Raw genomic sequence first — 12,333 nt, forward strand, 5'->3', positions numbered from 1 at the left:
GCATCAGCCTCCCATACCGTGACGCACGATGGCGACAGTGATGATCGCCGCGACCATGAAGACCGCGGTGGCAACGAGCGAGCGCGCCGACAGCTGCGCGACACCGCACACGCCGTGACCCGAGGTGCAGCCGCCGCCCATGCGGCTGCCGAACCCGACGAGCAGACCGGCGAGGATAATCACGATCAGGCTCGCGGGCATCGCAGGCGAGGGGAGTGCCGCGCCAGTGAGCAGTGCTGCGATGATCGGTGCCGCGATCAGGCCCGCAAGAAAGGCGATGCGCCAGCCGCGATCACTTGCTGTTGGTGAAAGAAGTCCGCCGAAGATGCCGCTGATGCCCGCGATGCGCCCGGTGAACAGCATCAGCATCGCAGCAGCAAGCCCGATCAGCGCGCCGCCGAGAAGACCGGAGAGAGGTGTGAGGTTATGCATGGGGGGAGCCTATCACAAGCGCTGGATAATCAGTTGTCGGAGCAGCTCGCATACCGGGTGACAGTCCCAAGTCGTCGTATACCCGTTTATCCCTTGGAACAGGACTGGGCACGAGGCATCAATTTGATGGAGGAATAAAATCCAATACGGGTTTTGTCTGATTGGAGCGATGTTGGATGAGGCTTAGGAGATATTGAACGTAGCTTTAGCGATAGCGACCCTCGCTACGGACTTTTAGGCACCGTTAGAACCGATGTTGTCTTACGCAATATTCAGGGTGACGTCATTGCCATCTATAATGTCAAAACAGGCGATGCGAGAATAAGGCCAGCGAGGGCAAACGCGCTTCGCGAAGCAACGGGTGCCACATCGAATACACCTGTTTTCGAATTGAATGTTGTGCGCGGCCCATCCCGAAAGTATCGACGAGGTAAGTTTGATCCTACGATGTATGTCGCGCGGATACATTCCATGCTGAATGCTATGGGAGTTTGAGATGTCGATGGAATTGTATGTCCTGTCAGACGTGCAGCTGCCGTCGATTACTGCATGGCAACAGGCGATTGATGCCAGCGGCTTTCCGTTGCGGCTGTTCACGGGGCTGCCTTTCGCCGACTTGAAGGGTGTATTGCCGGTGCAACTCAGGGACAGGCAGGCTGCCTTTGAGTGCGATCACTGGAGCGCTGCCGAATTAATGGCCGAACTTTCCGACGTCGAGTTCGGTCACAGCTGGAAATTCGTTCTTGCATTTCGCTGGACCGGAAATCCTTACGAAGGCATCGCCGCGTACATGGCGGGCGGCGCTTATGCCAAGGCCACCGGTGGTATCGTGTTTGATTGCGAGGAAGGAAAAGTCATTTCGCCAGAGCGCGCAGGCCAAATCGCAGGGGAGATTGAACGGGATATTCCGATGATCGAGGAGATGGTAAGGCGCATGACGAACGGCAAATAGTTTGGCGATAAGTGGGCAGTCGTCCGATTTCACGATGGCGTTGCAAACTCACTTCCTCCCCGCATCCTTCCAGCACATCTGATGCGCGGGCGGGTAGGTGTGCTCCAGCGCGCTGATGCTCTCGAACGGCTCGTTGCTGTCAACGACCGCATGCATGCAGGTGCAGTATTTCCGCAGCTTCAAAGACCTCTCGTTGCTCGCCTTGCGCTGCGCCATGCAGGTGTCGATCCATGTGCGACCTGCGGCGGAGGGTTTCGTCGCGAACGCAGTGCCAGACAAAGCAACGGCGCTGAGAATCCCCAGCGCCGTCGCGATCTTGAGCATGCGCAGCGTCGAGCGCATCAGAACGCCTTGTTGCTCTCTTTCACCGCTTCTGCCTCGACATTAGACCTGTCCGCCCATCTCGACGAGCTTCGCTTATCCGCAGCCGTGCGATCCGGCTAACGCGCCGTCACGACACGCATCTGGAATGCGCCGCCTTGCTTTTTCTTCGAGCTGGCTTCGATCGCGGTGCCGACCGGGCCGAGCACGGCTGACGCGGCGCTGCCGTCGCGTGGCGAGATATCGATGGTGTAGCGGGCGCCCGGCTTGACGTTCAGGGTGTGGGTCCAACTGCCGGGATAAGACCATGCATCGACGGTGATGGTTTTCGCGCCCGGCGCCAAATCGACGGTGGCCGACGATCCGCCCCAAAGACTGGCCACTTTCTGGCCGTTGACGTTCACTGTCGCCGGCACGCCTGCGTATTGTAATCCGCTGACGCGGGTGAGGGTGAGCTTGGCGCCGCCCGCAGCGGCCGATGGCTCGACGCTGGTCACGGCCAGACTGGCCGCAGCTAAAATCAAAGTCCGGAAAACAACAGTAATCGCCCGCCTTCTTCCCCGCCGCCAAGGTTAGCGTGATCTGGCCGCAGTTCAACTATCGCGGGTACAAGCTCGCGGGATTATTTTCGAAGGGCACACGAAAACGGCGGGCTGCGCGTTCGCGCAACCCGCCGTTCGATTGGCTTCAATGACGAGGCTCAGAAGGCCTTGTTGCTTTCCTTCACGGCCTCCGCTTCGACATAGACCTGTCCGCCCATCTTGACGAACTTCTCGCTCATCTGCGCCATGCCGTCCTCGATCACGCCGGACATCGACATGCCGACGCCGGGGAGTTTGCCGTCGAGATTGAGCGCGGCCTTCTCGTTGTCGCCGAGGGTCGCGGCGTAGTCGCGCACGTCCTGCGTGATCTTCATCGAGCAGAACTTCGGTCCGCACATCGAACAGAAATGCGCGACCTTGTGCGCTTCTTTGGGCAGCGTCTCGTCGTGATAGCTGCGCGCCGTTTCCGGATCGAGGCCGAGATTGAACTGGTCCTCCCAGCGGAAGTCAAACCGCGCGCGGCTCAATGCGTCGTCGCGCAGTTGCGCCGCCGGATGACCCTTGGCGAGATCCGAGGCGTGCGCCGCGATCTTGTAAGTGATGACGCCGACCTTGACGTCGTCGCGGTTGGGCAGGCCGAGATGCTCCTTCGGCGTCACGTAGCAAAGCATCGCGCAGCCGAACCAGCCGATCATCGCAGCACCGATGCCCGACGTGATATGATCGTATCCCGGCGCGATGTCGGTGGTCAGCGGCCCGAGGGTATAGAACGGCGCTTCGCCGCATTCTTTAAGCTGCTTGTCCATGTTGATCTTGATCTTGTGCATCGGCACATGGCCGGGGCCTTCGATCATCACCTGACAGCCCTTGGCCCACGCGATCTTGGTGAGTTCGCCGAGCGTCTCGAGTTCGGCGAACTGCGCGCGGTCGTTGGCATCCGCAATCGAGCCGGGGCGCAGGCCATCGCCGAGCGAGAACGACACGTCGTACTTGCGCATCAAGTCGCAGATTTCGTCGAAGTGCGTGTAGAGGAAGCTCTCCTTGTGATGTGCGAGGCACCACTTCGCCATGATCGAGCCGCCGCGCGACACGATGCCGGTGACGCGATTGGCGGTGAGGTGGATATACGGCAGCCGCACGCCAGCATGGATGGTGAAATAGTCCACGCCCTGTTCGCACTGTTCGATCAGCGTGTCTTTATACAGCTCCCACGTCAGCTTGACCGGATCGCCGTCGCACTTCTCCAGCGCCTGATAGATCGGAACGGTGCCGATCGGGATCGGCGCGTTGCGCAAGATCCATTCGCGCGTGGTGTGAATGTTGCGCCCCGTCGAGAGGTCCATCACGGTGTCCGCGCCCCAGCGGATCGCCCACACCATCTTGTCGACTTCCTCCTCGACCGATGACGTGACGGCGCTGTTGCCGATGTTGGCGTTGATCTTGGTCAGGAAGTTGCGGCCGATAATCATCGGCTCCAGTTCGGCGTGGTTGATGTTGCAGGGGATGATGGCGCGGCCGCGCGCGATTTCGGAGCGCACGAATTCCGGCGTGACGAAGGCGGGAATGTCCGCGCCGAAGCTCTCGCCGTCCTTGAGGGCGGCTTCCGCGCGTTCAAGCTGAACCTTGCGTCCGAGGTTTTCGCGGGTGGCGACGTAGATCATCTCCTTGGTGATGATGCCCGCGCGCGCGAACTCGTACTGCGTGATCATGGCGTCGCCGACGCCGCGGATCGGCTTGTGGTGCGCCTTGAATTGCGCAGCCGCGTGTGCGGCACCGACATTGCCATTGTCTTCCGGCTTGATGTCGCGGCCTTCGTATTCCTCGACGCCGCCGCGCTCTTTCACCCACTTGATGCGTTCGCGGGACAGGCCCGCGTTGACGTCGATGATGACGTTCGGATCGGTGTAGGGGCCGGAGGTGTCATAGACCGGGAGGTTCGGCTCGCCAGCGCCCTCGGAGAGAATGATCTCGCGCAGCGGCACGCGGACATCCGCGGCCTCGTCGGGCGTCACGTAAATCTTGCGCGAGGCCGGCAGGTTGCCGGTGGTGACGGCGGGCTTCAGGTCGGCCGTGTTGATTGGTTTGTTCATGGCGTCCTCCTTTGAAGGATGTCTCAGGCAGCTTCTGAATAATCGGTGAGCCAGGCGCGCACGCGCGCGTCCGGATCGGCGTTCTGGGTCACGTCGCTGACGACGGCGATGGAATTCGCGCCCGCGGCGAAAATCTCGCGGGCCTGCTCGAGCTTGATGCCGCCGATGGCGACCAGCGGAATGTCGCCGATCACCAGCTTCCATGCGGTGATGCGCTCGATGCCTTGCGGCGCGAAGCGCATGGCTTTCAGCGTGGTCGGAAAGATCGGGCCGAGCGCGATGTAGTCCGGCTTGTTCCGGAGCGCGTTGTCGAGTTCGTCCTCGTCATGGGTCGAGATGCCGAGCGTGAGGCCCGCGCGCTTGATGGCGGCGACGTCCGCGTCGGCGATGTCTTCCTGCCCGAGATGCAGATGCTCCGCGCCGCATTCGATGGCGGCGCGCCAGTAGTCGTTGACCACGAGCTTGGTCGGCGTGCCGTTGGTGACGGCGAGCGCCTCGCGCACCAGCGTCAGAGCCGCTGCGTCGTCGAGGTCCTTGGCGCGCAATTGCACGGTGCCGACGCCGAGCTTGGTCAGCCGCGCGACCCACGCGACAGTATCGACGACGGGATAGAAGCGATCAGGATACGACATGCCAGAAAGGTGTCCCAACGACAGGGGTTGAAGGAGAAGCGAAATCGCGCGCGCCCATCAGGCCCGCTTCGTATCCGGCGCGGCCGGCATCGACGGCGAGGCGGAAGGCGTTGCCCATCCGGACCGGATCGTCGGCCTTGGCGACGGCGGTGTTGAGCAGCACGGCGTCGAAACCGAGTTCGAGCGCTTCCGCGGCGTGTGACGGCGCGCCGAGGCCTGCATCGACCACCAGCGTAATATCCGGCAGGCGCTGGCGAAGCAGCTTCAATGCATCGCGATTGGTAATGCCGCGCGCGCTGCCGATGGGCGAGGCCCATGGCATCACGACCTTGCAGCCCGCATCGACCAGCCGCTGCGCGACGCTCAGATCTTCCGTGCAGTAGGGAAACACCTCGAAGCCGTCTTTCGTGAGGATCGATGCGGCTTCGACAAGGCCGACCACGTCGGGTTGCAGCGTTTCGTCGTCGGCGATGACCTCGAGCTTGATCCACGGCGTGTTGAACAGTTCTCGCGCCAGCTTCGCGGTGGTCACGGCCTCGCGCACGCTCTTGCAGCCCGCGGTGTTGGGCAGGACCGTTACATCGAGTTCGCGGATCAGCGACCAGAACTGGTCGCCGGTCTTGCCGCCGGCGGTTTCGCGGCGCACGGACACGGTGACGATCTGGCTGCCCGAGGCGCGGATCGCGTCCTGCATGATCTTCGGCGACGGATACAGCGCGCTGCCGATCAGCAGGCGCGACGAGAATTCCTTGTCGTAGAATTTCACGGTCGAGGACATGCTCATCCTCCCTGCCGCGGCGTGAGGATTTCCACCGCGTCGTTGTCGTTGAGCGGCGTGTCGGCCCAACGCGCGCGCGGCACCACGTCGTAGTTCACGGCGACGGCCAGATGCGCGCCTTCATATTCAAGTTCGGCCAGCAGCGCATCGACGCGCGTGGCCTTGGTCTCGCGGCGCTCGCCGTTGACGATCAGGAACATTGCATCACCTCGTTGTCGATGGCGCCGCGCTCGACATAGGCCAGCGTCAGTTCCGCAAGGGCAGGCGCCAGCAGGAAGCCGTGGCGATAAAGCCCGTTGACGGAGATGCGCGTGGCGTCGATGGCGATGCGCGGCAGGTTATCGGGGAGGGCGGGACGCAGGCCCGCGCCGATTTCAACAATGCGCGCCTCGGCGAAGGCCGGGTGCACGGCATAGGCGGCGGTCAGCAATTCCAGCGCCGAGCGTACGCTGACGCCGGTGTCCTCGCTTTCGATGCTGGTCGCGCCGATCATGAAGCGATTGCCGTCGCGCGGAATGATATAGAGCGGCCAGCGGGGATGAATCAGCCGCACCGGCCGCGACAGTTGCACCTCGGGCGTTTCGACGATCACCATCTCGCCCTTGACGCCGCGCAGATCGGGAAATGTGTCGCGCGCGCTCAAGCCGCGGCAGTCGATCACGATGCCGTCGGCATCATCTTTCACGTCGCGGTCGCTGTTGAACCGGATGGTCGCGCCGGCTTCGGCCAGCTTTGCGTGCAGTTTCGGCAGCACGGTGCGCGGTTCGACATGGCCTTCACCGGCGAAGAACAAGGCCTCGCGGAATCGGCCGTCGAGCGATGGCTCGAGTTCGGCGATGCCGCCGGCGTCGAGACGGTCGTGGTCGGTGGTGAGCTTGGCGAAGCGCTCGAAGTCGGTGCGGTCGCGTGGATGCGCCACGACCAGCGAACCGTTGAACGGTGTTTCGGGAAGCTGCTCGCGCCACAGATCGAGCGAGCGGATGCCGAGGCGGGTGATGACCGGTTCGGAGGCTTCGCGTTCGCACCAGGGGGCCAGCATCCCGCCGGCGAAATGGCTGGTCGCCTGCATCATCGCAGCGTCGCCACGCTCATGCAGCGTCACGTCATAGCCGGCACGCGCAAACAGCAGCGCCTGCCATGAACCGGCGATGCCCGCACCTATAATGTTGACGGAAGACTCTCCTCGCGGAGATGATGGTTCTTGCAACATCCCTGTCCCTTCGCCGGCATGACCCGGATCAGGTTCAAAGGGTCACCGCGCAACACGCGGTATCTCAGCTCCACGCCGGAGCCCCCCTCGGAACAATCATTACGATAGACCCGATACCCCCCGGTTTCAATGGGCGGAGGCGCCGGGGCGCACCGCTTTTCCGCATCGTGGAAACGCGCTTTTGCATTTCGCAATGCAAGGCGCAGCTACGCCGAAAACCGCGGTAAGGGTTCGTTGACCTTGCCGCGCGTGGATAAGGGCCATTTGGGGCCGGTTTCTTGCGATTCTGGCGAGAAAGTCCGGGTCCACATTTACCGGGAATTATGCCGCCGGTGGTTAGATCGCGGAACTTCTTTCCGGGTTCAGGACCGCATATGAGCATCGCCGGGCACAACGGCATCGCGCAGACGCCGGGCACGCTTGCGAAAGCTGTCGGCCAGGTGCCGCCGTGGCTGTGGCTCGGTGCGGGCCTCTTTCTGCTGATGGTGCTCGGCGGCAATCGCTCGCTGCAGGATGCCGACACCTACTGGCAGATCGCGATCGGGCAATGGATCATCGATCATCGCGCGTTGCCCATCACCGACATTTACTCCTTCACCAAACTCGGCGCGCCATGGATCTCCTCCTCGTGGCTGGCGCAGGTGCTTTATGCGGCCTCGTATTCCGCCATCGGATGGGCAGGGCCGGTGATCCTTGCCTCGCTCGCGGCGTCTGCCGCGTTCGCGCTGCTGGCGCATATCCTCTGCCAGCGGTTCACCGCGACCCATGCGATCATCGTTGCGATGGCGGCGGTGATTTTATCCGCGCACCATTTTCTCGCGCGACCGCATCTCCTCGCGCTGCCGGTGATGATGGCCTGGGTCAACGGTCTCGTCACGGCCAGCGACAATCGCACCACGCCTTCGTACTGGCTGCTGCCGCTGATCGTGCTGTGGGCAAATCTTCATGGCGGCTTCGTGCTGGGCGTGGCGCTGGTCGCGCCGTTCGCGCTCGACGCGCTGTGGAATGCCGATGCATCGCAGCGCATTCCGCTGGCGCTGCGCTGGGCGGCGTTCGGCCTGTGCGCGCTCGCCGCAAGCTGCCTCACACCCTATGGCTGGAATTCACTGTTGGCCGCGCGGCAGATTCTCGATCTCGGCGGTGCAATGCCGTTGATCCCCGAATGGCAGCCGGCGGATTTCAGCGGCCTCGGTCCGTTCGAGATCTGCCTGCTGGCGGCGCTTGGTGCTGCGCTCTGGCGCGGCATCGTGCTGACGCCGACGCGCATCCTGCTGGTGCTCGGTCTGCTGCACATGGCGCTCTCGCACAGTCGCAATATCGAGGTGTTCGCGCTGCTGACGCCACTGGTGCTGGCGAAGCCACTGGCGGAGCAACTCGGCCAGACCGGCGATCACGCGCGCGCATCGCGCGGCATTGCCGGCATTGTCGTCGTGATCCTTGCGGCGGTCAGTGCGACGTGGGCGTTCGCCGCGTATCACACATTCACACCGATGGCGGTTCAGACCCCCGCCGCGGCGGTCGATGTGCTGAAGGAGCGCAAGGCTGAGCGAATCCTGCACAATTCCGGGTTCGGCGGTTATCTCATCACGCAGGGCATCCCGACCTTCTTCGACGGCCGCGCGGAATTGTACGGCGAAAAATTCGTCGTCACCGCGCTCGAGGCTTTCGCACTGAAGAATGTGGATTCGTTTTTGGGCCTGCTCGAAACCTACAAGATCGATGCGACGTTGCTGACACCCGCGACTCCGGCGGTCGGGCTGCTCGATCATCTTGATGGCTGGCAGCGGATCTATGCCGACGATCGCGCTGTCGTTCACGTTCGCAAGCCGGACGCTGCGACCAACTCAAAAATAAAGCCGGCTTCAAACTGAAGCCGGCTCTGTTAACTCAGCGCTCAATTTTCTCAGTGATGATGGCGGTGGCGATGATGCCGGACGGGACGCTCAACTTCCTGCGCGTTTGCATCGAACAGTGAGATCGACGGTTCAGCCTGCGCCTGTCGAATCTGCTGACGCGGTGTCAGTCCCTGACGTTTTGCGGCATAATAATATCCGCCGGCATAATAGGAAACAGCGCGGTTGTGGTTACCGCCCGCGGCGCGATAGGCGCCCGCAAGATATTTCACGGCGTAGGTGAGGTTGGTGTCCGGATCGAGCAGGCCCTGCGCGGTGCCGGTGTAGCCAAGGCCGCGCGCGGTCGCGAGCTTGATCTGCATCATGCCGTAATTGCCCTTGCTGACGGCGCGCGGATTGTAGCGGCTCTCGCGCACGATCACGCGATGCACGAGTTCGGCGGGAACACCGTTCGCGGCGGCGTGGCTCGCCACCATCTGCTCGTAGTTCGCGCGCTGGGCGCTTGCCGGATGAATCAGCATCATCGCCGCTGCTGCGGCGAGCAAGATACGTTTCATGTGTGTGTCCTCAACGAGAAAATGGAAATGAGTCCAACGCGGGATGCAACGCCGGCGCGACGAATGGCCCGGCTCAACGGCAGCGGGCGCGAAGAGTTCCAATGCGGAACAAATGTGGAGACATCATGTCACGAAATAAGTTCCATGATGTGAATGATTTAGCGGGATGAAGCCGCAAAATGAAGTCCTGATATTGCAATGACGAGCAGGATTTCACTGCAGATTCGGCAGCGCCGTCACCGCCACGCTGATCGAGCCTTCCGCCTCCGCAATCACGCGCAGCGTTTTGGAATCGAATGCGATGCCGCCGAGGCGGATACTGCTCACCGACGCTTCCATGCGGATGCCGTCGTCGTTCTGACGGAATTCCGTAACCAGCCCGGAAATCTTTTGCTGCGCGTTGGCGGCGAATGTTTTCAGGTCGATGGTGGCGCGTTGTTCCAGCGCGCGCTGCAGATAGGGAATCGCCGGACGTGCGGCGGCCCCTAACAGGCCGAACGCGGAATCGGATTCGACCGCGAGTTCGAGGTCGGTCAATCGCAGAATCTGCTGCGCCTGATCCAGCACCGGGCGTCCCCAGATGTGAATCGTCGCTTCGCCGCCGAAGCCGAACCAGCTCTTCTTTTCCTTGGCGTTCACCAGCAGCGAAATCAGCAGCCGTTGTCCGGCCGCGGTGACGCTTGCGCTTTTGACGGTGACGTCGACCGAGCCGCTGCCGTCCTCGGGGAAGGTGCGGCCCTTCAACTGCACCTCGACGATTTTGTTCACTTCGGTGAAAGGCAGATCGATCGGCACGCCGATGGCGATGCGGCCGCGCTCGGGCGGCGGCACGATCTCAAGCGTCGCGGGAAACGGACAGTCCGGTTTGGTCTCCGCTGGCAGCACGCGTGTCTCCGCTTGCAGGCCGAGCATCAGGTTGACGTTGTTGGCGTCGATGCGCGGTTGCGCCGCGACGGCGCGCACGGGGCGCATTTCGAGCCACAGCGTCGGCATGCCCGCTGCTGCGGGCGGCAAGGGGAGGGAGCGGCAAAGTTTCGCCCACTCGCGCCGCGCGTTCTGTTCGAGCGAGCGATCGTTGCGCAGCCGCTGCTGCAGGACTCCCATCTGCTCGGCGACGGTCTTGTCGATCAGCGGCTTGACCTGCGCAGGCACCGCGATCTTTGCGCCGGCGACCGAGAGGCTGCTCTCGCCGAGATTGACCTGCGCGGTCAGCTTCGGATCGATGCGCCACTCGCGCAGGATTTCAGGCCGCGACGTGATCGCGACATTGCCGTGAATCGCGGCGTTGGCGTTCAACTGCTTGATCGAGATGTTGCCGAGTTGCTTGGCGGCATTGCTGCCGAGAACGTTTCCGAGCACGTTGCCGAGCGCCGATCCGCTCGCCGCCGAGATTGAACCCAGCACGGTCAGCTTGCCGTCGAGCGGCGTCGACAGCGCCAGCGCGTTCTGCACGCCTGACGCCGCGATCGGCCCACGCGTCACCGTCCAGTTGATGTCGGCATTCTGGAGAATCTGGCTGACAGGATTGTCGGCCTTGCCGCCGATGTTGCGCGGCGCGGCGCGATCGAGCGCGTCACGCAGCGCGGTGATCGACACCGCGATGGGCGTGAGAATTTCGGAATTGCGCGAGACCGGCGGCAGCGGCGGCAATGCCGCGAGCACCGGTTTCTGGACGACGGGGGGCCAGAAAGTGTTCATCGCGTAAAGACTCGCGGCGAACGACACGACGAGAGCCGCCAATCCCAGTAAGATCACTTTCAAGCGCATAGCGACTCCGCACGCATCATGGCGCGATGCTACAGCCGTTGCGCCGTGTGCGCCAGTTCCGCGCCGTCAGCCGTTGCGCGCGATGTTACCGCCGGCCGTGCGCCATGCATCGATACCACCGCGGATATGGCAGGCGGCGGTCAGTCCTGCGGCCTGTGCGGCCTGCACCGCCATGGCGGAGCGTTCTCCGAATGCGCAGTAGAACAGCAGGCGGCTGTGCGAGGCCGCTGCAAGTTCATGCAGAATGCCGCCGGCTTTCACGTTGTCCTCGAGATCGGGATAGGGCGCATGGATCGAGCCGGGAATCACGCCATGCTTCTCGCGCTCGCTGCGCTCGCGCAGGTCGATGAGAACGACGCCCGGATGCCCGACAAGTTCTTTGGCCTGCGAAGCGGAGACAGCCCAGCCGCGCAATGCGACGTCTTCCTGCACAAGTCCCACATGCAGGTTGGCTGGCACCGCCACGTCCATCATCTTCGGGTTCGGGAGATGCAGGCCGTTCATCAGTTCGACATACTGATCGACCGACTTGACCTGCAGGCGCGGATTGTGGGCGCGCTCCTCGCCGATGGTGGAGACGGTGTCGCCTTTATAATCGTGCGCCGGAAAGATCATCGTGTGGTCCGGCAATTTCAGCAGCCGGCCGAAGATCGATTCGTATTGCGCGCGCGGGTCGCCGTTCTGGAAATCGGTGCGGCCGGTCCCGCGAATAAGCAGCGTGTCGCCGGTAAACACACGATCGGGCAGGATGAAGCTGTAGGAGTCGTCGGTGTGGCCGGGCGTGTAGAGCACGTCGAGGCTCAGGCCTTCGATGCCGATGCGGTCGCCGTCCGACACCCGCATGGAAACGACATCGACGCCGCTCTGCTCGCCCATCACGGTGATGCAATGGGTCTTGTCGCGCAACGCGCCGAGCCCTGTGATGTGGTCGGCATGGAGATGCGTGTCGACCGCCTTGATGAGCTTGAGATCGAGATCGTGCAGCAGCCGGATATAATGATCGACCTTCTCAAACACAGGATCGATGATCAGCGCCTCGCCGCCTTTGCGGCTGGCCAGCAGGTACGTGTAAGTGCTGGAGACGCTGTCGAACAACTGGCGAAAGATCATGGCAAGCTCCCTGGCGGCATGACGGCCGTGGCCTGCGTCGCTGAAGATACAATTGAAACCTGTTTCGCGGCACGTCAAGGCCGCGCGCT

General features: G+C 62.7%; 13 protein-coding genes and 1 riboswitch. Of the genes, 2 read left to right on the forward strand and 11 right to left on the reverse strand.

Annotation, left to right across the window (positions count from 1 at the left end; genetic code table 11):
* Window positions 1-3: 3 nt before the first annotated feature.
* Window positions 4-432, reverse strand: coding sequence for a YeeE/YedE family protein (locus AC1RKJ_RS19145; protein WP_492792490.1), 429 nt, complete (start codon window positions 430-432; stop codon window positions 4-6).
* A 496-nt stretch (window positions 433-928) separates the two neighbouring features.
* Here AC1RKJ_RS19145 and AC1RKJ_RS19150 point away from each other — a divergent pair, with 496 nt between their 5' ends.
* Window positions 929-1,384, forward strand: a complete 456-nt coding sequence (locus tag AC1RKJ_RS19150; RefSeq protein ID WP_492792491.1) for a hypothetical protein — start codon at window positions 929-931, stop codon at window positions 1,382-1,384.
* A 48-nt stretch (window positions 1,385-1,432) separates the two neighbouring features.
* On the opposite strand, the gene AC1RKJ_RS19155 is transcribed toward AC1RKJ_RS19150, so the two are convergent.
* The 7 genes from AC1RKJ_RS19155 to AC1RKJ_RS19185 all read right to left on the reverse strand — a co-directional run bounded on the left by AC1RKJ_RS19155 (window position 1,433) and on the right by AC1RKJ_RS19185 (window position 6,957).
* Window positions 1,433-1,726, reverse strand: coding sequence for a hypothetical protein (locus tag AC1RKJ_RS19155; protein ID WP_492792492.1), 294 nt, complete (start codon window positions 1,724-1,726; stop codon window positions 1,433-1,435).
* Window positions 1,727-1,824: 98 nt separating this feature from the next.
* On the reverse strand, window positions 1,825-2,202 hold the full coding sequence (locus AC1RKJ_RS19160; RefSeq protein ID WP_492792493.1) for a hypothetical protein: 378 nt from the start codon (window positions 2,200-2,202) through the stop codon (window positions 1,825-1,827).
* Between the two features lie 203 nt (window positions 2,203-2,405).
* Complete coding sequence (thiC, locus tag AC1RKJ_RS19165; protein ID WP_492792494.1) at window positions 2,406-4,337, reverse strand: phosphomethylpyrimidine synthase ThiC; 1,932 nt, start codon at window positions 4,335-4,337, stop codon at window positions 2,406-2,408.
* A gap of 23 nt (window positions 4,338-4,360) precedes the next feature.
* The gene (locus AC1RKJ_RS19170; protein WP_492792495.1) at window positions 4,361-4,969 is read right to left on the reverse strand and encodes a thiamine phosphate synthase; all 609 of its coding nucleotides are present in this window, start codon (window positions 4,967-4,969) and stop codon (window positions 4,361-4,363) included.
* Entirely contained in the window at window positions 4,956-5,747 is a 792-nt protein-coding gene (locus AC1RKJ_RS19175; RefSeq protein ID WP_492792496.1) for a thiazole synthase, read from the reverse strand. The genes AC1RKJ_RS19170 and AC1RKJ_RS19175 overlap by 14 nt, the downstream gene beginning before the upstream one ends.
* Window positions 5,748-5,749: 2 nt before the next feature.
* Complete coding sequence (gene thiS, locus AC1RKJ_RS19180; protein ID WP_492792497.1) at window positions 5,750-5,947, reverse strand: sulfur carrier protein ThiS; 198 nt, start codon at window positions 5,945-5,947, stop codon at window positions 5,750-5,752.
* On the reverse strand, window positions 5,938-6,957 hold the full coding sequence (locus AC1RKJ_RS19185; protein ID WP_492792498.1) for an FAD-dependent oxidoreductase: 1,020 nt from the start codon (window positions 6,955-6,957) through the stop codon (window positions 5,938-5,940). Before AC1RKJ_RS19185 ends, thiS begins: the two co-directional genes overlap by 10 nt.
* Window positions 6,945-7,055: riboswitch (TPP riboswitch) on the reverse strand. (Overlaps the previous gene by 13 nt.)
* A gap of 276 nt (window positions 7,056-7,331) precedes the next feature.
* On the opposite strand from AC1RKJ_RS19185, the gene AC1RKJ_RS19190 reads away from it, so the two are divergent.
* A complete protein-coding gene (locus AC1RKJ_RS19190; protein ID WP_492792499.1) occupies window positions 7,332-8,828 on the forward strand; it encodes a hypothetical protein in 1,497 nt (498 codons plus the stop codon).
* A 32-nt stretch (window positions 8,829-8,860) separates the two neighbouring features.
* On the opposite strand, the gene AC1RKJ_RS19195 is transcribed toward AC1RKJ_RS19190, so the two are convergent.
* The 3 genes from AC1RKJ_RS19195 to AC1RKJ_RS19205 form a co-directional block, all read right to left on the reverse strand.
* The gene (locus AC1RKJ_RS19195) at window positions 8,861-9,367 is read right to left on the reverse strand and encodes a transglycosylase SLT domain-containing protein (protein ID WP_492792500.1); all 507 of its coding nucleotides are present in this window, start codon (window positions 9,365-9,367) and stop codon (window positions 8,861-8,863) included.
* A gap of 213 nt (window positions 9,368-9,580) precedes the next feature.
* Window positions 9,581-11,134 (reverse strand): DUF4403 family protein, encoded by a 1,554-nt coding sequence (locus AC1RKJ_RS19200; protein ID WP_492792501.1) that lies wholly within the window; start codon window positions 11,132-11,134, stop codon window positions 9,581-9,583.
* A 66-nt stretch (window positions 11,135-11,200) separates the two neighbouring features.
* Window positions 11,201-12,244 (reverse strand): MBL fold metallo-hydrolase, encoded by a 1,044-nt coding sequence (locus AC1RKJ_RS19205; protein WP_492792502.1) that lies wholly within the window; start codon window positions 12,242-12,244, stop codon window positions 11,201-11,203.
* Between the last annotated feature and the right edge of the window lie 89 nt (window positions 12,245-12,333).

It is taken from the genome of Afipia sp. GW822-FHT04G07, from assembly GCF_058800765.1.